Source organism: Paenibacillus agaridevorans (assembly GCF_018604145.1).
GTDB classification, from domain to species: Bacteria; Bacillota; Bacilli; order Paenibacillales; family Paenibacillaceae; genus Pristimantibacillus; species Pristimantibacillus agaridevorans.
The window spans coordinates 92,886-114,302 of record NZ_CP075889.1; the positions used below are offsets into that span (position 1 = coordinate 92,886).

The 21,417-nt window shown below is 49.2% G+C and carries 14 protein-coding genes; 5 read left to right on the forward strand and 9 right to left on the reverse strand.

The window, feature by feature from the left end; translation table 11 throughout:
- Nucleotides 1-54 precede the first annotated feature (54 nt).
- The 9 genes from KJW29_RS00355 to KJW29_RS00395 all read right to left on the reverse strand — a co-directional run bounded on the left by KJW29_RS00355 (nt 55) and on the right by KJW29_RS00395 (nt 12,508).
- Entirely contained in the window at nt 55-2,202 is a 2,148-nt protein-coding gene (locus tag KJW29_RS00355; RefSeq protein ID WP_214628324.1) for an ABC transporter transmembrane domain-containing protein, read from the reverse strand.
- Nucleotides 2,203-2,275: 73 nt separating this feature from the next.
- Nucleotides 2,276-6,202 carry an endo-1,4-beta-xylanase gene (locus tag KJW29_RS00360; protein WP_214628325.1) on the reverse strand — a complete coding sequence of 1,309 codons (3,927 nt, stop codon included), beginning with the start codon at nt 6,200-6,202 and terminating at the stop codon, nt 2,276-2,278.
- A gap of 253 nt (nt 6,203-6,455) precedes the next feature.
- The gene (locus KJW29_RS00365) at nt 6,456-7,274 is read right to left on the reverse strand and encodes an SPL family radical SAM protein (protein ID WP_214628326.1); all 819 of its coding nucleotides are present in this window, start codon (nt 7,272-7,274) and stop codon (nt 6,456-6,458) included.
- Nucleotides 7,271-7,837 (reverse strand): methylated-DNA--[protein]-cysteine S-methyltransferase, encoded by a 567-nt coding sequence (locus KJW29_RS00370; RefSeq protein ID WP_425517479.1) that lies wholly within the window; start codon nt 7,835-7,837, stop codon nt 7,271-7,273. Before KJW29_RS00370 ends, KJW29_RS00365 begins: the two co-directional genes overlap by 4 nt.
- The gene (locus KJW29_RS00375; protein WP_214628328.1) at nt 7,830-8,432 is read right to left on the reverse strand and encodes a bifunctional transcriptional activator/DNA repair enzyme AdaA; all 603 of its coding nucleotides are present in this window, start codon (nt 8,430-8,432) and stop codon (nt 7,830-7,832) included. Before KJW29_RS00375 ends, KJW29_RS00370 begins: the two co-directional genes overlap by 8 nt.
- Nucleotides 8,433-8,745: 313 nt before the next feature.
- Nucleotides 8,746-9,774: a hypothetical protein gene (locus KJW29_RS00380; protein WP_214628329.1), complete on the reverse strand. Its 1,029-nt coding sequence runs from the start codon at nt 9,772-9,774 to the stop codon at nt 8,746-8,748.
- Nucleotides 9,767-10,270: an RNA polymerase sigma factor gene (locus KJW29_RS00385; protein WP_214628330.1), complete on the reverse strand. Its 504-nt coding sequence runs from the start codon at nt 10,268-10,270 to the stop codon at nt 9,767-9,769. The genes KJW29_RS00380 and KJW29_RS00385 overlap by 8 nt, the downstream gene beginning before the upstream one ends.
- Nucleotides 10,271-10,413: 143 nt before the next feature.
- Nucleotides 10,414-11,214, reverse strand: a complete 801-nt coding sequence (locus KJW29_RS00390) for a lipid II flippase Amj family protein (protein WP_214628331.1) — start codon at nt 11,212-11,214, stop codon at nt 10,414-10,416.
- 235 nt (nt 11,215-11,449) lie between these two features.
- On the reverse strand, nt 11,450-12,508 hold the full coding sequence (locus KJW29_RS00395; protein ID WP_214628332.1) for a LacI family DNA-binding transcriptional regulator: 1,059 nt from the start codon (nt 12,506-12,508) through the stop codon (nt 11,450-11,452).
- Between the two features lie 489 nt (nt 12,509-12,997).
- Here KJW29_RS00395 and KJW29_RS00400 point away from each other — a divergent pair, with 489 nt between their 5' ends.
- From KJW29_RS00400 to KJW29_RS00420, 5 genes are all read left to right on the forward strand, one after another.
- Complete coding sequence (locus KJW29_RS00400) at nt 12,998-13,795, forward strand: ABC transporter permease subunit (protein ID WP_246608524.1); 798 nt, start codon at nt 12,998-13,000, stop codon at nt 13,793-13,795.
- Nucleotides 13,796-13,813: 18 nt separating this feature from the next.
- Nucleotides 13,814-14,701 carry a carbohydrate ABC transporter permease gene (locus KJW29_RS00405; RefSeq protein WP_108995918.1) on the forward strand — a complete coding sequence of 296 codons (888 nt, stop codon included), beginning with the start codon at nt 13,814-13,816 and terminating at the stop codon, nt 14,699-14,701.
- Nucleotides 14,702-14,759: 58 nt separating this feature from the next.
- Complete coding sequence (locus KJW29_RS00410) at nt 14,760-16,460, forward strand: extracellular solute-binding protein (protein WP_214628333.1); 1,701 nt, start codon at nt 14,760-14,762, stop codon at nt 16,458-16,460.
- Nucleotides 16,460-18,814 carry a glucosidase family protein gene (locus KJW29_RS00415; RefSeq protein ID WP_214628334.1) on the forward strand — a complete coding sequence of 785 codons (2,355 nt, stop codon included), beginning with the start codon at nt 16,460-16,462 and terminating at the stop codon, nt 18,812-18,814. Before KJW29_RS00410 ends, KJW29_RS00415 begins: the two co-directional genes overlap by 1 nt.
- A gap of 127 nt (nt 18,815-18,941) precedes the next feature.
- Nucleotides 18,942-21,404, forward strand: a complete 2,463-nt coding sequence (locus tag KJW29_RS00420; RefSeq protein WP_214628335.1) for a glycoside hydrolase family 2 protein — start codon at nt 18,942-18,944, stop codon at nt 21,402-21,404.
- Nucleotides 21,405-21,417 lie beyond the last annotated feature (13 nt).

The following is a 21,417-nucleotide window of genomic DNA, read 5'->3' on the forward strand; positions in this document are numbered from 1 at the left end:
AGGAGGCAACAGGACGCTTTCGGAATTGTCGAATAGTTGTCGGGTAATTTGTTATCACGATCGCTCCAACAGCGATTGCTCCAGTACGGAACGGATCCGCGGGTACCTGGCGGTGATGCCCAGGAACGACTCCCGGTTCATCGAAAGCACGGTTCCGGATGCCGAAGCCCTGACGGTCGCCGTGCGCGGAATGTCCCGCAGCAGCGCGATCTCGCCGAAATGGTCGCCGTCTTGCAGCACGGCAACGGTGATCTCGCCTTGCCCTTCGATCTCCTTGCGTACCTCGAACCGGCCCCGGACGATAATGTAGAATTTGTCGCCTTCCTCGCCCTCGGTGACGACATCGTCTCCTGCCTTGAAGGTTTCGGTCGCGAAATGGGCGGCGATCTCCTCCAGCGCGTCCGATTCCAAACCTGAAAAGAAAGCAAGCTTGGACAAACGCTCTCCCTGCACGGCGGCATGTCTGCCGTCTTCGGAGAGGCGGAAGCCATGCTGCTTGTCCCATAATCCCCGATAGACGCCGCCGCGCTCCATCAGCTCGGGATGCGAACCGGATTCGACGACGACGCCCTGGTCGAAGACGAAGATCAGATCCGCTTGTGCGGCGGAATCCAGCCTATGCGTTACGGATACGAGGGTATGATCGCCGCGAAGCTCCAGCAGCAGCTTGTTAATATCCGCTTCCGTCGCGGGATCAAGGGCGGACGTCACCTCATCGAGCAGGAGCAGCCTCGGTTTGCGGAGGAGCGCCCGCGCGATGGCAAGCCGTTGGCGTTCGCCGCCCGACAAAGTGCCTCCCTCGTGATGCACCTTCGTATCGTAACCATCCGGCCAGCGTTCGATAACGGCGTGAATTCTTGCTTTCTCCGCCGCTACGCGCAGCTCTTCATCGGTCAGGCCGCTCTGGTCGAGCACGAGATTGTCGCGAATGGTGGTGTTGAACAAGAAGGTTTCCTGCGTAACCAGTGTGACGTACCGTCTTAAGGAAACTTCGCTGATGGTGCGGAGGTCCAGGTTATCGGCCGTCACGGCGCCTTCGCGAGGATCGTAGAAGCGGGCCAGGAGCTGCAGCGCCGTGCTTTTGCCGGAGCCGCTGGAGCCCACGAAGGCAACGTAGCTGCCGGAAGGAATGGCCAGGCTTACATTCCGCAGCTGCGTCGTCGTATCGGAATAACCAAACGTCACCTGGTTTAACCGAAACGTGCCGACTTCCTGCGGAAGCGTTATGGCGTTGTCGGCCTCCGGAACGGTCGGCTCTACCTCCAGCACCTCGCTCACTCGCCGGAAGCTGACGCCGGAATCGATGAAATCCGGAATGAGATACGACAGATTGGCTCCTCCTTGCGCAACGGTCAGCGATAGGGTGAAGAAAGCCATAAAGTCCCCGATGCTCATCATTTCCCGGAAAATAAGATACCCTCCGAGGCCAATCAGACCGCCGTTTGTCAGCAGCATGATGGCCAGCGGAATCCTTTCCATCAGCGAGCTCGTCATATGCAGGCGGAATCCTAGAGTGAACAGCCCTTTTATGTTGCTGCCGCCGCGGGCCGCGAATCGTGCCTGCTGATGCAAACCTTTGATCGTCCGATGACCTTTGATCATCTCGTCAATCGTATTGGAGAAGTCGGCTTGCGCATCGCGGTAGGCGATCGTCGCGGCCTCCGCCCGCTTCTGCATCAGTTTGGGAGCGATCATCATAAGCAGGGAGGCGGCGAGTAGCGCGAGCGCCAGTCTCCACTCCAGCAGGAAAAGAGCCGTCAAGCCGAGAATGACCGAGAACGACTCCTTCAGCAGCGAAGGACTTGTCAAGCGGACGAGGCCCTCAATCGAGGACATGTCCGACGAGAAACGTGTCGTCAGGTCGCCGATTCGATATTGCTGAAAGAAGGGAAGCGATTGCTTTTGCAGATGCGAGAACAGCTTCGCTCGAAGGGTCCGGATCGTATTGCCGCTAAGAATGCCGAGCGAATAGTCGCCCAGCAAATTCGCGAGCACGCTGATTGTGCCTCCGATCAGCAGAATGCCCAGGATAAGGAGGAATACCTCCATATTTCGCGGAATCAGCGCTTCGTCCATAATAAATTTCAAGCTGTACGGTGCTGCTACCGCATAAGCCACTTCCAGTACAAGGGCCAACAGGAACAGCACCGTCCAAAGCTTATGCTTCCATAATTGCGACAGAATCATTGTGGTCAACTGCAACGGGACACCGCCTCTCAAGTAACTCTAGCGTACTTCAGAAGAGGGCGGTCTGTAAATATGCCAAGATCCGATCTTACAACTGCCAGAGTCGATAGAGAATGACGGCGGCTTCGGCTCGGGTGAGCATGTCTCTTGGCGCCAGGCTGCCGTTTTTGCCGACAATGATACCGAGGTCCGCGAGCGCCTCCGCGCTCTTTCTTGCATACCCGGCCATTTTTCCGGCGTCGCCGTACTTGTCTAACGTCGATTCCGCGGAAGCCGCAACCTCGATCCCGGCTGCTTTCAGCGCGCGCATCGTCAGCACCATAACGTCCTGGCGAGTGATCGGGCTATCCGGATTGAAACGGCGCTCTCCGACGCCTGCTGCAATTCCTAGTTGCTTTGCGGTTAACAGTTCCTCGTAATAATAAGCGCCCGAAGGGACATCGTCGAACATTTCCGTCCCATAGTCCGCTTGCTGCAGCTCCAGCGCTCGCACCAGCAGAGCGACGAAGTCGGCTCTCGAGATAGAGGCTTTAGGCGAGAAGAGGTTTTCGCCGATCCCTCTCACGATATCCCGAGCCGACATTGCGTTAATCGCGGTTTCGGCCCATTTCACGCCCGCCAGATCCCGAAAAGCAGGGCTGGCATAAGCAACCGCGTAGGTGCTGAAATGCGTTGTTTCGAACACGACTGCGCCTTCGCTTTGGTCGTAAATGCTATTTTTGACCGGAGTAGGCGCACCCGATCCATCTATATGCCAGACCACGATTCCTTCCGGGTGCAGATTCTCCTCTGCCGTTGGCGTATAAGGAACAACTACTGTAACAGGCGATTCCGGGTTGTGCCAAGGGATGATCCGGTCGCCGTCCAGCACTTGCAGCTCGATGACGGGACGGTCTCCGATCAGCGTCTTAACAGCAGAGTCCAGCTCTGTCTCAGCCGTGTCCGATATTCGAATGGATATTTCGCCGGATAAGCCGTCCGCGCCGGACAACATGTCGCTCGGAATATAGATCATGTTGCTGCCCATCTTCACTGCAAGCACGAAGGATTCTTTGCCCCGCAGACTTTCCGTCGGCAATACAATTTCGTAAGACGACGCGTTCGCCTGCGTCGGCAGCTCAATCCAAATCTGTTTGGCTCCTCCGTCGCCGGAGTCCGCCAGCTTCAGTGCATCCTTTAAGTTGTCGCCAGTTACCAAGGCGGTCGAACGGCCGTTCTTGAAAGTTGTTCGAGGCTGGATGGTGACGACGCCCTCCTTGCTGATCACAGCCCCGGAATTGGGGAGAACAATTACGCCGTTCCCGTTCCCGTTGCCGTTACCGGAGCCTGGGCCGAGAAGGGCAAGCACCCCGTAGACAGAGGTGTCCTGATAACCTTGGCCTGTCATATCGTTCCATGTCGCGACGCTTTGACGGGAGCCGTTTTTGCCGTCGTTGATTTGCACGTCGAAACCAAGCTTCGAACCGATGTCCGGGGTGACCGAAGTCAGCGGTATCCGCAATTCCACCGTATAGTTCGTTCCGTTAATCGCGGTTGCGGAATGGAAGCCTTCGGCGATGGAGGGCGGATTAAATGACGTTTCATTGTCATAGTTGACCCGGTATTGTCCGTCATCATTCTGATAGGAGGGAATTTTCCCGTTGTTCTGATCCAGAAATACCTCGACGGAGTCTTGCTCGTAGGCGTTCGGACTGCTCTTGTCTAGCTCGGCGTTGTTGACCTGGAATAGCACGTACAGATATTCGTTGTCCCATAGCGCCTTGGCCGTGCCATGGGCGCCTTGCCACGCCATCTGATATTGATTGACGGGAATGTCGGCCGTCGTGCTCCAGATCCCGTCGATAAAGCCGTCTACGACAGGCGTTCCGTAACGGGCCGTCGTTTCCTTGGCCGTGACGTCTACGGGAGGATTTTGTTCGATAAACTGATCGGGATCGATAACTCCGTAATAAGCGGGCTTGGCTTGCAGCTCCCTGTCAAAGAGGAGCGGGTTATTGTCCGATCTCCAGCTGGAAGCGTCGTTAAGCCCCCAGAACGTCACGCGGGCGATGTGATCGGCATATTTCTTGTAGATGTTCATGAGCTGCGCGTACAAGTAGCCTTGCGCCTTCGCTTGCGCGTCGGACAGAGTCGCATTATCGCCGGCCGTAATGTCGATCTCCGTAATGCTGACCTCTACGCCAAGCGCGATGAAACGCTCAAGAGACGCTTCCACGTTGTCAGGCTTCGTATTGAGATTGTAATGGGCCTGCATGCCGATTCCGTCGATGAGCAGCTCGCCGTCATGCGTCTCCGCGTATTTATCGTTAAGCTCCTTCACCATATTGGCGATGGCGGTAGACTTGTTCGCGTTGTCGTCGTTGTAGTCGTTGTAATAGAGCTTGATATCCCAACCATTGTCCAGAATGACTTCCTTGGCGATCAGAAAAGCCTGCTTGACATAGTCGTCGCCGATGGCCGCTTTCCACGGGGAATTGCGCAGCGAAGCCCGCCAGTCGGACGGATTGGGGGGATTATCGCTCATGGCTTCGTTGACAACATCCCAGGAGATGACCTTGTCGCCGAAGTGCTCAACGACCGTCTCGATATGCGTCCGCAGATTGGCCAGTGCCGATTCCCGGCTGAGCGGCGTGTTATCCTCCGCGGTGCTTAACCATAAGGGCATCTGCTGATGCCAGACAAGGACGTGGCCGTGCAGCAGAAGCCCGTTCGCTTCGATCTTGGCGATCAGGGCATCCTCCGCTGCGAAGTCGAACTGCCTGCTCTCATTGTAGGCATAGTCCGGCTTCATCGCATTTTCCGCCGTTACGACGTTATGATGCCGCTTTAGGAGATCCAGGCGGTTGCCTTCGAACTCGGCGTCTCCAACCGCGTTGCCGATCAGGAAGTAGTCCTCATAGGTTTCCTTGATCGGAGTCAAATTCTGAATCGGCTTCGGCGCCGCCACGGGACCGATATAGGAGAGGACGAAGTCATCCATATAGAAAGCAACGGCTGCTGCGGGCTTCTGAGCCGTCTCTACATAGGCCTTTAATACGCTCGGAGTAGTGGCGACTGTAAAGGAACCGGACAGTTGAACCCAGTCTCCGTCCATTGCGGTCACGTTGGGGGAGACGTTTGTATATGTGCTGTCGCCGCTTTGTACGCTGAGCCGAAGCGAGGTTGGCGGCTCTCCGGGAGCCATCTTGACCCACGCCGAGAGCTTGTACTGATGCCCTCTGTGCATCTTGCCCATCACATCCAGAATAGGGCCGTTGTATTGGGACGACACGTTCACCAGCAGACTGCCTCCGCCGCCGGCGGTATGATTGTCTGCATCGGAGACTGCGATACTTTCGCCAGGACTGCCGCTTCTGATGGCCCAGTTGCCGGAACCGTTCTCGAAGTCGGCCGTCAAGCCGGTTTGATCGAGGTCGCCGCCGCCTGGCGAGGTATCCGGCGTCACGTCTTTGATCAGCACCTCGTCGATGTAGATATCCGCCGTAGAGACGGAATCACTGGCGGATTCTACCCAAATACGGAATTCCGTTGTGTTTGCCGGAACCTCGAAGTTGCGGATCGAAAAGGTCGTCCATTCCGAGGAAGATACCGTTTGGTTGCCGATGATCCAGGGGTATTTGTTCTCCAGAAGCGGAGAGTCGACCTTGGAGGCGACATGGAACGTATCGCTGCCGGAGCCGGATCGTACTTTGAGGGAGAGGTCGTAGGTTTTGCCGGAGGTCATGAGAGCCGTTAGATTCAGACTGGGGCTGTTGTCGCGCGTATCACGGCCGCTAAAGAGCAGGGAATGAGTGCCTTCCGAAGCCTGTTCCGTGGAGATGGAAACAGTGCCGGGACCGCCCCAGACGGATGCCCAGCCGCCGGTCTGTCCATCTTCGAAACTTTGGGACAATACGATGTTGTCCGGTGCCGATTCTGCGCCCTCAGCCATCGAAATCCCGGCTGGCCAGCCTGCCGGCAGCAGCAACAGCATGGTCAGCGCGACCGCAATGACCTTATAAAGCGATTTTCTCATTGCTAGTTTTCCCCCTCGCGGATAGTGGTAGAAGCTGCGGCAGGATGCCGCCAAGGCAAGGCAGACCTTGCCAAGCCTCCCGACTTTCATTATATCGCGGGGGTTGTAAGCGTTTGCTTAAGAAACTATAGAACATACTGGACATATTAAACATATATTCGAGGGCAAAGGTGGAAGAAGCCGGGAATGGGGGGGCGTTCCCGCCTCCCGACGGAAGACCGCATGATCAAGACGCGGCACATATTGCGGCTTGTCAGGGGAGAAAGCCGGCCTGGCTTACAAGGACGGCATCCGGCGGAAATGCCCGACGCAATCGCTCCAGCAAGGAACGATAGGCGGAAGGCGTATACCATTCCTGCAATTGAAGCTCATCGTACAGCTTATCGATGCCGAGCCGCTTCGTTCGCTTGCCGCCGCTGCCATCGCCCATGAAATAATCGTCGACGCATACACGGTCCACGACCGCGCGCAGAGTCTCGGCGAATTCTTCGCTGCTCGGCAGCAGCGGAGCGATGGCCGCCTGCGTGGGAACGCCTGCTTCGGCTAACTCGCGCAGCGCCCGCAGCCTGGCAGCGATCGGAGGAGCGGAAGGAGTAAACGCCCTGCGAATGTCTTCGCGATCCGTCTCTATCGTCATGCTGACCCGAACGCGTTTGCCAAGCTTAAGCAGCAGATCGATATCGCGCGTTACGAGCGGGCTGCGGGTCTGCACCAGCAGGAAGTCGGGAGGAAGCTGAGTCATTACCTCCAGCAGCGAACGCGTAACGTTCTCCCGCGCTTCCGCCGGCTGATAAGGATCCGTGCTTGACGACATAAAGATCGTGACAGGTCCTTTGGCTTTGTCCCTCGCGAGCTCCTTGCGAAGCACGTCCGCCGCGCCTTGCTTGACATCCACCCACGAGCCCCACTCCTCCCCCCGGAACAAGGAGACGGGCATGCCGCGCACATAACAGTAGGAACAGGCGAACGAACAGCCGGAATAGGGATTTAAGGAGTGGCTGTAGCCCTCCAGAAATCCCGTTCCTTTGTTCAGCAGCGTCTTGGGTTCCTTGCGGACGATTTTCGCCTTCATCGGGATGAGCCCGTCGCAAGATGAACTCCTGTACTGGAAGGGACAGCCCCGTCTTCCAGCTCCAGCAGCAGCTTCTTCATCGGCAATCCGCCGCGATAGCCCGCAAGCGCCCCGTTTTTGCCAATGACGCGATGGCAGGGCACGAAGACGAGTACCGGATTGGCGCCGATCGCGGTGCCTGCCGCACGAACGGCGGAAGGGCTGTCGATCGCCTTCGCGATATCGGCGTAGCTTCGGGTCTCGCCGAACGGGATGTCCAGAAGCGCCTTCCATACCCGAAGCTGGAACGGAGTGCCCCTCAGGTCCAGCTTCCCTTCGAACAGCGATCTGTTCCCGCCCGCGTATTCCGCAAGCTCGCTGCCATAGCGCTTCATCCGCTCGTCATCCCGAATCCATTCTATGCGGCCGAATCGACGCGTACACCGCTCCGCCATTTCGTCAAAAGGTTCGCCAAGCGCCCCCGCATAACAGAGACCCCGTTCGGTCTCCGCGATAGGCATATGGCTGTCCCCGAATGGAATGAGGGACCAGTAGAGACGGCTTCCTCCAGTTTGTTTATTCATGATTGGCATCCTCCTTGCGCTGTAATAGCCGATATTGGGCGGGCGTGCACCCTGTAACCTTCTTGAACAACGTAATAAAATAAGGGGCGTTCGGCAAGCCGACCCGCGCGCCGATCTCGGCTACGGAAACGCCGCTCTCCGCAAGCATTTTCTTTGCCTGCCGTATGCGGAACTCCTGAATGTAAGAGACGGGCGTAACGCCCGTCACTCGCTTGAAAATCCGGTGCAGGTGATACGGACTGCCATGGCCGATCTCGGCCAGCTTCTCCAGCGTTAATGGCTCCATGTACCGCTCACGGATATAGTCCGTTATCGTCAAGATCCATTCCTCGTCGGGCAGACTCACGCCTGTTGGCTTGCATCGTTTGCACGGTCTGTACCCGGCGCTTCCGGCGGCATCCGGCGACCGGAAGACGGAGGCGTTCTCCCGAATGGGCGGTTTCGATTTACAAGAGGGGCGGCAAAAGATGCCCGTCGTCCGAACCGCGTACCAAAACGTTCCGTCGCTTGCGCCATCGTTGCCGACGATAGCCTCCCATTCCGCCTCCGAAGGGCGATCTCCCGTTTTACGGGGAGTGATTTCGTCCCTGTTCATCTGCGATCACCTCTGTTACAAGTATAACCGCCGGAGACGAAGCGCGCGCGTACATCCTATTGGAAAAGCAAGATTTCGAAAGACATATTCAGCCATAAGTCTCCTCAAATAGGGTGTTGGAACAAGAACGGATCCCCGTTTACATAGGCCCTTAGTATCGCTTGCGCATAGGGCTGCTCTTCGATTAAGCCTTCTATCTCAAGCGGAACTGTATGTTTCTATGGTGGCGGAGAGTTCAGAAAGCTAGCCTTCAAAAAATGACAAAAAGAGTGGGCAAGTACCTTGATTCTTGCTCACTCTTTTTGTCTATGATTTAGTTTTTAAACGGTATTTCCTTATCAAAAAAGACGATGGATACGATTTCCTTGTCATTAATCACATTTTCAAATGTTTTAACCGTAAATAACTGAGCGCCATTCTCCGTCAAATGCAATCCGTTAAACAGGTTTGTCGTTTCCAACGTACCGTCCTGGTACTTTATCGTGATCGGATAGTTATCCAAGTGTTGGTTAACGCCAATTTCCTTTAATGAACCAGCAGCTTCGTTAATCTCATTCATTGAACTGCTCTCAATCTTTAATGAAATCGAAATCGGCGAGACGGAGATCGTTTTTAGTACCGCTCCATAACCAAACATGGCAATGTTTTTGTTGACTTCATAAGGAGTAGAGTACTCCTTGAAATCCAGCTTAAAATCCGTTTCCCAAACGTCTGGTATGACCGTTGTAAAAATGCCAGGAAACGGACCTGCCGCTTGTAGATCTTTGAGTTGGAAATGAACGTTTTGACCAGCTATGGAGTTTTTCGTTAGGATGCTCATAGCCAAACTAATTTTATTGTCACTGCGGTTGCCATCGTCAAGCACTTTAAAGCCTACGCTCTTATAGTCCTGATTTGTTGTAATGTCGTAATTTAAAAAGCGGTACCGTGCCGCGTCTAATACCGTACCTTCAGGTGCAGTAAAGTCCATTAAGATATAGGTCAGATTACTGTCGCCAATGACTTGTTTAATTTTAAGCGTCCCGTTCTTATTTTTTACCTGTTTATCAACCACATAAGCGCCATTTGACAAATATTCTGCTTGCTCTTGGTTTACCGGATTAAGAAATCTCATAAACACATCATCTAATTTCATATATGCCGCTGCAAAAGCGGTTGTGGCTAAACAAACCGTCAATACAGCAACCAATAAAGCGGGTCTTAAACGTTTCGAAAGAATAAATCCCCTATTTTTTTTATTTCCATCCCTGCTTTGCACTAAAAGGTTATGAAACATCTCTTCTTTTTTTTCGGTATTTGGCGTAAGAGCTTCGAAAAGCCGATTAATATTATTGTTACTCAAGGAGCTTCCCTCCCAGGTCAATTTTGAGGCGTCTACGACCTCTGAATAGTTGCGTTTGAATCGTGCTTTCTTTGTATCCCAACATCTCAGAGATCTCTTTTACGGTGTACTCCTCGAAATAGTACAGATATAAAACGGTTTTGTATTTTTCGGGCAGTGAAAGTAGTCTTGCAAGCACGTTTCCCGATGGCTCATCGCCATCCCAAGAAGAAACCTCAGGTAAAGCGTCTAAAGCGACTCGACGGGTTTTCCACCAATTTTTAAGAACGTCTTTACAGTAATTTCTGGTCGTTACCGTCAACCACGCTTTTTCATGCTCGCGGTCATTGAAAACCATTTGATATTTGATCAGCTTTAGAAATACAGATTGAACAGCATCTTCTGCATCAACGGGATTCTTCAAATAGATAAAGCATAGCCTGTAAACTCGATCTACATGCCGTTGATATAGTTCAGCCAATTCTTTATCCGTACGCAATAAAGAATTGTTCTCCATTTTTTCGCCTCCTGCATATAACACGATCGGGTACTCGAAATAATCCCATTACCGTTAATTATTTTACAGTACGCAGAGAAGCAGAGTAATCATAAAGAAAAGCCAAACCATTTGCTTGATTGGGCTTTTTGATGCAATCCTATTCAAAGAACAGATACAATCCATTTTATCCAGTAAGCAGCTGGCACCAGTAATACCTGTGCAAAAACAGTTCCTAATAATCGGGAAATCATTAATAAACCAAAAACCTTATTAAGTGTAGCGACCTTTTTTTCTCCTTTAAGGACTTTATCTGTCATTAAACCAACTTGCGGATCAATTAGTATGGTAAGTAAAATGGTCGCCATTCCATTTATTAGACCAGATGCTTGTGATGCGGTAATCGAGTATTCTGTCGTTAAAGTTGAAGCCAGTAGTGCAGCTAACACACCGATTGTGTAAATGGCTGTCACTAGACAATTAAGAGCCACTAGCCTTTTGGGAATACCTCCAACCCTCAATCGCGACAGCATCGATAACTTTGGGGATCGCAAATGATATCGTGCATGATTTATCTTTTGAAAGGAAACAGAAGAACGGACCATTTGAGGTATGGATCCAGCAACTTCTAAATGAGAGATTACCCTCGAAGATAGAAAAACCGCGGATGGAAACAGCAATAATGCTGTAAAAGTTCCTACTGTTGCCGCACCAATAATAATACGAAACTGATCAATTAGATTATATTCTAAATTGAATTTTTTTGATAAATCAATAATGTTACCTGTAAGTGGGGCCTGTAGCATATTAGCTGTTCTTGAAATGAGCAGTATGATCCCCGATAAGGATAAAGCAACCGCCAATTTCCCTAATCGTACACCTGCGAGGCGAATAGAATAGGTAAGAGTCTCCGAAAGATGAATAATAAAAGTAAACATAGATACAAGCAATACTTGCTCCAACAATCGAACACCTCATATCGTTCTTGACGATAGTGAATATAGATAAGACCTGTATAAATTATATTGATGTAATAACCTTCAATAAAGAGAAATGAGCTCCTAGGTTTTTTCCTGTTTTTCACATACCCAGGTGATGGTACGGTTAGAACGGAATATAATTTAGACTGAGCCTGGAAAATGAACCAGCGACAGCCAAGGACTTTATTTCTCGTCCTTGGCTGTCGCTGTTGTCATTCAACTAACGTTCCCCGATGGCGTAATCCGGATCAGGAATCAATGGGGGCGAATCCGATAATGATTTGACGGAATCTCTTTCGATTAACTTTGAGTTCACGTACACAAACTGTGCCTCTTCATCGGGATGCTGGAGTCTCCACTGCATTCGTTTTAACGCCTTTTCTGCAAATTCGAATCTATCGATATGCATCGTCGTAAGCGCAGGGACCATAGTTTGACTGATCTCCGTATTATCGAAGCTGATAAGCGAAACATCTTCGGGTACCCGAACACCACTGATTTGGAGCTTGGATAACAAGATATGCGCAGCCATATCGCAATAACAAACAAATGCCGAGGGGAGCTGGTCCGGCAACGAAAAGTCGAAGTGGTATTTTCCCGACTCATCGTTATTGACAATATGCCATTCTTTGCGAATTTCCAGTCCGTGCTGCGTTAAGGCTCTAAAATATCCGCAGTATCGGTCCATTACACTGCTGGTATAGTTCGGGTTACCGACAAAACCAATAGTATGGTGACCTTTTTCAACCAAATAATTAGTTGTGAAATAACCCATCCGGTAATTATCAGACACGATATAATCCAATCGCAGGTTGTTTTTGTAGAAATCAATCGCAACGATTGGTATGGGCAGATTCAAAAGCAATTTTAAATAATCGCTCTTAATTTCACCCGCAATAAACAGGCCGCTCAGTTCGCTTTGATCTTGAGTAAATGATAAAGGGTAATTTAAGGCATCCTCTTCCTTTGGTTCGAGGATGTAAAGGTTCAAAGTATAGTGCAAGAGGGCACACTCTCGATTCAAGTAATAAAAGATCTTAGTATAGAAATCATCGATCTCCAGAAAAAAACGTTTCGGGACGATGAGTCCCAACTTATAGACGGTCTGAATCGGTTTTTCTTTACGGGTTACGTATCCCATTTGATTGGATAGTTCTATGATCTGTTTCTTTAAAGCCTCACTGACGCCGGGCTGGTTTTTTAGTGCTTTTGACACCGTAACCTTAGTAATCCCGAGTTTACTGGCGATCTTATCCAGGGTTACTTTTTCCTTAGTCATACTCAACACTCCTCCAAAAGATAGCAAAAACCTTTATGTGCATTATCGCAATTATATAATATTGTAACTTTACAAGTCAACAAAATAAACAAAGTGGTTTGATCGTCTTTATTGTTGAATTAATCGCTATTCAGCAATGAATGAAAGCGGAAACAAGAAAAATGTAAACACAAAATAAAAGGTATTGACACAAAAATATGAAGTGACATATACTTGCATCGAAAGGTTATTTATTCGAAATTACTAAAAAAGTAAGGTTACAAAATGAACGGGGAGGTTGCTTGAGATTTATTGGAAGCAAATTAACTTGATGAGGTGCTTGGGGCGATTGACGCGTTTGGATCCTCGCACTAACAAAATGGTGGTGTTAGTAAATTGAAACATAAGGGCTTAAGAGATTTGGTGAAAAATCGTTACATATATCTAATGACGCTCCCGGCTCTGTTATTCAGCTTGATATTTTCTTATTTGCCGCTCGCAGGCATTACGATGGCATTTCAAGATTTCAACCCTATCAAAGGTATTTTTGGAAGCGAATTCATTGGTTTGCGAAACTTCGAGTTCTTTTTTCGGGGCCGAGATTGGTTCACCGTGACGTTTAACACAGTCTTTCTTAATCTTCTATTCATTGGATTTGGAACACTGCTGTCCATCACTCTTGCCATCATGTTATCCGAGCTTGGTAAAAGCTTGTTTGTTCGAGGCATGCAGTCGATCATGATTTTGCCCAACTTTATATCCTGGCCCATTGTCGGGCTGTTCTCCGTAGCCTTTTTGACTGCGGATACGGGCACCTTGGACGGACTTATGAAATGGTTGGGTATCTCGGATGCTTATATGGAATCTTCGATTTGGCCTGTTATTTTGCTCTTTTTCAGCTTATGGAAAGGCGCGGGCTTTGGAGCCATTGTGTACTTGGCGGCAATAGCGGGCATAGACAGGGGGCTATACGAAGCGGCAAAGATTGACGGGGCCAGTCGACTCCAATGCATTTTCCGAATTACGCTGCCGATGCTTAAAAGTACGATCATTATGTTGTTTTTGCTTGCATTAGGCGGAATATTCTCGGGCACGTTGGATATGGTCTATTCGTTGGTAGGGGATAACTCTTTCCTGTTTCCGACAACGGACACGATAGATACTTATGTATTTCGTGCGTTGCGTACGCAAGGCTCATTCGGGATGTCCCAGGCCGTAGCCTTGTATCAATCGATTATCGGGTTCATCCTTGTCGTGCTCTCCAATCAACTTGTCAAAAAATTCGATAAAGATTCATCCATTTTCTAGAGTGGAGCGATGAAAGTAATGAAATTATCATCTTTGTGGTCGTTGTCTACTTTATTTTACTTATTTACGGCATTGTTTTCTCTGGCCTGCGTCTATCCGTTTGTACTCGTATTGACGAGCTCGTTGACCGATGAAGTGGAATTGATACGGAACGGCTACTCCCTGTTTCCTGAAACTTGGTCCATTGCTGCTTATAAAGCCATATTAAGCACTCCGACGATCCCGAGAGCCTATCTAGTAACCATATTTACAACCGTTGCGGGTACGCTTATCAGCTTGATTGTTACCAGCATGATCGCCTATGCCTTATCAGGTCGAAAGCTGTATTACCGTAACCACATTAACTTCATTTTCTATTTCACGATGCTGTTTAATGGCGGACTTGTATCTTTTTATATTTTAGTAACCCGATACTTGCAGCTAACGGACTCCATTTGGGTTTATATTATCCCTTTTGTTCTCAATCCATGGAACATGTTCCTCATGCGCAACTTTTTTAACGAAATACCGGAAGAGCTGTACGAATCGTCGAGGCTGGAAGGCGCGGGGGAATGGCGGATTTTATGGCAAATTGTATTGCCGTTGTCATTGCCGGCGTTGGCAACCATTGGTTTGTTCTATGCCCTTATGTATTGGAACAGCTGGCAACCGGCACTTCTTTTTATTAACAATGACAAGTTATTTTCGCTGCAGTATATCATCATGCAGATTATTCGCAATATTGACATTGCACAGAATATCGCAGTCTCAAGTACGGCCGGTTCGGTTATCAACACCCAGCGGCCTCCTGCTTTTACCGTAAGACTTGCGACCGCCATGGTTACAATTGGTCCGATTATCTTTCTCTATCCGTTCCTGCAGCGATACTTTGTAGGAGGCTTGAAAATCGGGGCGATAAAAGGATAAATCACAGCTACAATCAGCAAAGCTGAATTAGCATATAAAAATATCGGAGGGGTTAAATATGAAAAAAGGTATGAAGAAGACACTTTCTTTGATCTTTGCAGTCACCATGAGTACTTCTTTGCTTGCGGCATGCACCGGAAAAAACTCGCCATCGACACCGGATAAGGGCGAGTCGTCACCGACAAATGCGGTTCAAAACAATTCGTCGGAACCGCCCGCAGTTAAGACTCCGTTGGAGCCTGTAAAGCTGGAGGTCATGCTCTGGGGAGACAAGCCGAAGCAATTCGATGAGATTGTCGATGAATTCGAAAGACAGACCAAAGATACTTTGAACATTGACTTAAACGTGACGTGGACGCCGCTGGCCGACTACGGCAACAAAATAAAGCTGATGCTGTCAGCCGGGCAAAAAATTGACTTGGCTTTCGATGCACCGTGGTTGAACATGCCAGGTTTGATCGCTAACGGCAGCTACATTGAATTGGACAAGTATTTTAATAACGATCAATACCCGGGCTTGCAAAAAGCGTTCGGCGAAAGCTTGCTTAACAACAATAAATTTGTTGGTCCCGATAAACAGCAGCATGTTTACGGGGTACCGCTTGGTCAAGGTTATGCTCCCGTATATGCGCTGTATTACCGGAAAGACTTGGCCCAAAAATACGGTATATCGGAACTGAAGTCCTATGACGATATGATTGCTTACTTTGATGCAGTAAAAAATAATGAGCCTGGAACTACTCCATATATCTTTAATAAGGATCAATACCCGCCAGCATGGATTATTGACGGAAATAGAGCCATTAAAATCGATCAGGCCAAAAATAATATATGGGAAGTATCGACAGGCTCCGCTGGCGTCGCCAAATTGCATATTGTAGACAACAAGATTAAAGCAGCCTATTTGCCAGGGGAAAGTACGGATGCTTTGAAGGATTTTCCTGAGCCCTTTCATGCACTCGACTTCACAACCAATGAAGAGATATTGAATTGGAACGAGAAGGGTTACATCGAATCCAATGCAATCAACCGCAAGGATGCGCAAGATCAATTTACCGCAGGCACCGCTGGCTCGTACATGCAGACGTTAGACAGCTATGTCGCTCTAGAGAACGCATTAAAAGCAGCAGTGCCGGGAAGCGAGCTGGGGGTATATGTGTACGAAAACAACGTGCGCAACATGGAACCGGCTTCTCTGCTAACCGAATTTAAGTTTTGGAACTTCTTGAGCATCCCCGCTTCGTCTAAGAATGCCGATCGTTCTATGATGTTCCTGGATTGGATCTTTGCAAGCCAACAAAATCACGACTTATTTGAATACGGAATCGAAGGTAAAAACTGGGTTGCGGTAGGGGACGATAAATACAAGCTTCCGGATGGAGTGGATTCTGGCCAGAACTACGCATTTCCTGGATACCAATTAACTTGGAATCCGAACTATATGCGTCTTGCAGAAGCCTATCCGCAAGATGTAGTGGAGTATTACAGTTATGTTGCTCAAGATACTACGTTCCTCAAACAAGTTAGCGCCGGCTTTACTTTTAACGGGGAGCCTGTGAAAACCGAAATGACCAACCCTTCATTTGCAAAAATGGCCGCCGAAAACGCAGGTTTTGAGCTGGGACTCATTAAAAATATTGCAGACAACAAAGCCAAACAAGAACAGAATCTGTTGAAAGACAAGCAACTCCAGGCAGATATTCAGAAAATCAAAGCGGAATTGGTTCAACAACTGCAAGCGTTCTTGGATGAGCAATAATGACGGAACTTTGGACCGTTGATAAACTGCGGGAAAGGGGCGGCAACCAGCAACGGTGGCTGAGCCTTCCCGGTAGTCGCGTCGTTGTAAATCCTTTTAATTTCAAGAAGGCGGGGACGACGTCCCCTTCTTCTTACAGCAATCGATCTACAATGCCAATGAATATCGGATATCTCACTCCGCATATTCCCGAGTCCGAGATAGGGTTCGAGTTTGGGGATATGATTATGATCCACACGGATGCCCATCACTCACCGCAGCGAATCGAAGGATGTGTATTAAATGTATCTGACCGGGCCCAGTGGACAATGAGCGAATACGATGTGCCCGGTCATGGAAACGCCCTGTTCGACGTCTCTGGTATTACGATTAAGGTCAATAGCGATGCAAGAGATTACTGGCAGTATCTTACGACGGAGATTGAGGTTGACCTTGATCAAGCGCCAATGCTGCATGTGGAAGTGCCGGAATGTTTGTCCGCATGGAGCATTAAAGTTGCGCCGCTTGAGGCGGAGTCTGCAAGAGAAGATATCGAACTGATTACGGAGAATTCCAACTCGGGCGTCTTTAGCGCTAATATTGCCGAAGTGACGGGATGGGGAAGACGCAAGCGTTTTAAGCTGAGGTTATATGCTTATGGGTTTGGCAAATCCATAACCTTTGAAAAACTGGAGATTGCGGGTGTTTTGAATCCTTACGCGGATGCTATCCGCTATGATACCGAGTGGGCGCCCCACGAACTTGCCTTTCAAGCGGTTTATCGAAATCATATGACGTTGGAAGGGCGAGACTATTTCTATAACACGAACACGGTGTGCAGATCCATAACTTGTACGCAAGAGGCGTCGGGCGCCGACATCATCTTGGGCGGCCGTTATACGGGACAGCTGACGTATGATCCCAGCCTGGCCATGCTTGTTGTAAAAGACAAACGGTATACCTTCGCGATTCGACTATTAGGAGAACACGTTGAGGGGATGGTTTACTATGCCAATTATTGCGACTATTTAAGCGGCACTCGGGCATTGGAGGAGCCTCCGCAATACGGGTATTGGCAGATGCGGATAAAATCGGTTCGGAGTATCGGAGAAGGCGTTCATCTATTGGTCTCCTTCCCGGGTCCGCTTGAAACGGTCGAGAGCCTGGTACGGAATTTGAGCGCGATTTCGCTTCGGGAGTCGGTTGACGAACGTTTAACGGAAAAAAGGCAACAGAATGAACGATACTGGAACGAGTTTTTGGAAAAGGTCCCATCGCCTTCTTTGTTTTCGCTTGATCATGTTCCATCCAAAGGAGTAACACCCGTTCAAGCGGAGGAGCAGTATTATAAGGCATGGATTTTCCTGGCGTCCAATGTGCTGGACATATCGCCGGAGGCTGGGTATCCGTACCCCCAATTATGCTGCGGCAAACCTTCGTTATGGGGGTCCGGGGCTCACGAAGCGCCTTATTCGGCTGCATGGGAAAGCCTCTTTGCGATACAACTATACGCGTATATCGATCCTGACGTGGCTTGGGAAGCATTTAAAGGTCTGATGTCTTTGGTTGACCCGACCGGCATGCTCGGGGGAGAAAGTTTGCCCTCCAGAAAAGCGCAAACGGCCATGATTTTATATGAACTAACCGGAGATATAAATGCCTTGCGGTCCGTATATCCGTCAATCCGTTCATACTTACGATGGCGTGTGGACAACCCGCGCTGGATTCTTGGATCGATTAATAACCCGAATTCGAAAGATTCGGAGTTCGTCGTGTCCGCCCTTATCGATATTTCTTATTTCATTCAAATGGCGGAATTGCTCGGCATGCAGGACGAGATTCCGATCTGGCAAGAAACGTATGCCGAATTATTGCAAAATTACAAAGCATGGTTCTGGGACGCGCCGGGCGGATTTCCTAATCAATATTACGATACCGCCACGGGAGCGAGAAACCCGGGTTGGACCTCCTGGGTGCTGACGGGCATTTACCTCCCTTCCTTGGAAACGCCTTATGCGGAGAGCCTGATTAACCGGTTCTTGGGGGAATTCAACCCGAGCAAACCGTTTGGAGGTCTTGCTTATCCCAAACATCCGGATATTAACTTCGACATTTACGGCTTGATACAGTTGGGTTTTCTGGAGGAGGCTCGGCAGCTTGTCGAGGTATGTATCCGCGATGTAACGATGTCCGGTTTTTTTGCGGAGCAGTATGATGTGGAGGATAAACCTCATCCGACGGGTGTCAGGCCATCCATTTTCGGATGTGCGCAATTAATAGAATGCGTACTCATGAAGAACGGGTATCGTTTGGAAATCGGCAAGCCTTATCGGATGAATTTGTTCCATGAGCAAGGGCTGGTCGAGAATTTGTAGGAAATGTATTCGATCATAGAGACTTCAAGGATTGGGAGTGTAAAAGCTGACTAACACCGTATCTTTAAATGAATGTGAATGGGGATTAATGGGCTTTTACAAAAACCAATGGCGACTATATGAGTCCATGGAACTCGGTCATGAGATCATTCCTGCTATTGGACATATGAAAGCAAGTATCCCCGGCAGTGTGCAAACGGATTTAATGGCGAACGGGTGGCTGAAGGACCCCAATGTAGGATTGGCCAGCTTGGACGGCGAGTGGGTTGATAACAGGGAATGGGTATATGAAACGAATTTCAGCATATCCGATGACTGGCTGCAAGAGCGATGCGAACTCGTATTCGAAGGATTGGATTACTCCGGAGAAATTTATCTCAATGGGAGCAAAGTTGCGGGTTTTGAAGGCATGTTTATCCCCGTGAGACTGGATATAACAGACCGGATCCGTACAAATGGATCCAACCGATTGTTAGTCGTCTTTCATGCCGCGCCGGATATTGACGGACAATTCGGTTATTCCAATCAAATTCGAAAGCTGAAATCTCGCTTCAACTATGCCTGGGATTGGTGTCCGAGAATTGTCCCGGTCGGTATTTGGAAAGACGTGTATCTTCAAACTTACAGCGAGGTCAAGATCAATGATTTCTACCCCAATGCGATGGTAGGGGACAACATGATCGACGGCCATGTGCGATTTCGTACGGAAGTGACCGTTCAGCGACGGGGCCCTTATACAATCTCTTACAAGGTCATGACAGACCAAGGCGAACAGAAGGAGATTGCCGTTCACACAAAGGAGCTTGAATGCGGGAAGGGTTGCATTGAATACGAACTTGCAGTGGCTGACATTGCATTATGGTGGCCTAACGGGTACGGAAATCAACCTCTGTATAAAGTTGAAATCGATATCGCGAATGATAGCCATTCCATATGCCATGATATGAAACTCATCGGGTTCCGTAAAGTGGAATTTATTAATAATCCGAATTCCCCTGAAAGCGCTCTACCTTATACGCTCGTAATCAATGGCAGATCGATCTTTATGAAAGGCGTTAACTGGGTGCCTATTCGCCCTTTTTATGGAGATGTCAAGGCGGACGAATATGCCAACTATCTTGGCCGGTTTAAAGATATGAATGTAAATATTTTGCGGATCTGGGGCGGCGCCATTATTGAAAAACAAGATTTTTATCAATATTGTGATGCCAATGGACTTATGGTGTGGCAGGAATTATTGCAATCCTCCAGCGGAATCAACAATACACCGCCGGATGATTCCAAGTTTCTCGATGATTTGGAGCAAGTGGCCATTTATGCCATTAAGGAAAAAAGATCGCATCCAAGTCTTGTCATCTGGTGCGGGGGCAACGAGCTCATGTGGGAAGGGTTCAAGCCTGTCGATGAGAGACATGCAAATATTGCGAGACTAAAAAAAGTTGTCGAGGAGTTTGATCCTGGCCGTGGATTTTTGCCGACAAGCGCCTCCGGCCCAAGCTTTAATGCTAATGTCAAACATATGGGCAACGGGCTTCATCATGATGTGCATGGACCCTGGTTATATTTGGAATCGGACCACTACGAATTTTTTAACAAGGACGACTCTCTATTGCTGTCCGAGATGGGCACCCCCGGTATTTCAAGAGCGGAAAATATCGAGAAATATGCGATAGGCTGTTCGGCTTGGCCTCCAACAAAGGAAAATCCGTATTGGGTTCATCGGGGGGCATGGTGGATTCAATGGGAGCAGTTAAACAGATTATTCGGCGAGTGGAGTCGGGATCATAATGAATTGCAAATATATAGTCAAGCCAGCCGGTACGTGCAGATGGAATCGCTTCGTTATGCGATCGAAGCAACTCGGAGAAGGGAGCCATACGCATCCGGTTTTATTATCTGGATGGGAAATGAACCCTTTGCCAACAACTCGAACACATCTGTAATCGAATATGACGGGATGGTTAAACCCGCTTATTATGCCGTTAAAAACGCATTTTCCCCGCTCCATATTTCGGCGAAGTACGACAAGGTCAATTTTAGCGAAGGCGAGCGTTTCAGCTGTCAATTGTACTTGCACGATGAGCTTGGAACAAACGGACAGACCTTTGATGTGCAGGCCGAAATTGTAGGGATCGATGGCACGGTTTATAAGCAAGAGCGGTTTACCTGTACTTCCGAACAACTTGCAACGCAAGCAGGCGAGCTGGATTGGATTGTCGCAGAAGCTCCGTACTCCCTCTTTTTCTTGAGATTGCAAGTACGGGATAAAGGGAATACGGTTGTCAGCTCCAACACGTACCTGTACTCTTTGGACTTGCTCTCCCCTTATCGACCGCTGCGACAGCTGCCTAAAGCATCGTTAGTCGTGGAACTTATGAGAGAAGAGCAACTGCAGATTCGGAACATCTCTGATATTACAGCAGTAGGCGTGATGATTCAAGAAAAAGAAGCTTCCAGGTTTACATCATTTGATCATAACTATCTTTATATTTTCCCAGGGGAGAGCGTTACGATTAAGTGTTCTATGCAACCTATGGATACTGTGGAGCAGCTTATAATAAACGGTTTCAATATTGGTTTGCCGAGTTAATCATCGATTTGAA

What these genes read in the sequence shown, in the direction of transcription:
- KJW29_RS00370 (WP_425517479.1), bottom strand. Translation starts at nt 7,837, where the DNA reads ATGAATAAACAAACTGGAGGAAGCCGTCTCTACTGGTCCCTCATTCCA.
- KJW29_RS00400 (WP_246608524.1), top strand. Translation starts at nt 12,998, where the DNA reads ATGGCATTTCAAGATTTCAACCCTATCAAAGGTATTTTTGGAAGCGAA.
- KJW29_RS00365 (WP_214628326.1), bottom strand. Translation starts at nt 7,274, where the DNA reads ATGAAGGCGAAAATCGTCCGCAAGGAACCCAAGACGCTGCTGAACAAA.
- KJW29_RS00415 (WP_214628334.1), top strand. Translation starts at nt 16,460, where the DNA reads ATGACGGAACTTTGGACCGTTGATAAACTGCGGGAAAGGGGCGGCAAC.
- KJW29_RS00405 (WP_108995918.1), top strand. Translation starts at nt 13,814, where the DNA reads ATGAAATTATCATCTTTGTGGTCGTTGTCTACTTTATTTTACTTATTT.
- KJW29_RS00420 (WP_214628335.1), top strand. Translation starts at nt 18,942, where the DNA reads ATGGAACTCGGTCATGAGATCATTCCTGCTATTGGACATATGAAAGCA.
- KJW29_RS00395 (WP_214628332.1), bottom strand. Translation starts at nt 12,508, where the DNA reads ATGACTAAGGAAAAAGTAACCCTGGATAAGATCGCCAGTAAACTCGGG.
- KJW29_RS00410 (WP_214628333.1), top strand. Translation starts at nt 14,760, where the DNA reads ATGAAAAAAGGTATGAAGAAGACACTTTCTTTGATCTTTGCAGTCACC.
- KJW29_RS00385 (WP_214628330.1), bottom strand. Translation starts at nt 10,270, where the DNA reads ATGGAGAACAATTCTTTATTGCGTACGGATAAAGAATTGGCTGAACTA.
- KJW29_RS00375 (WP_214628328.1), bottom strand. Translation starts at nt 8,432, where the DNA reads ATGAACAGGGACGAAATCACTCCCCGTAAAACGGGAGATCGCCCTTCG.
- KJW29_RS00360 (WP_214628325.1), bottom strand. Translation starts at nt 6,202, where the DNA reads ATGAGAAAATCGCTTTATAAGGTCATTGCGGTCGCGCTGACCATGCTG.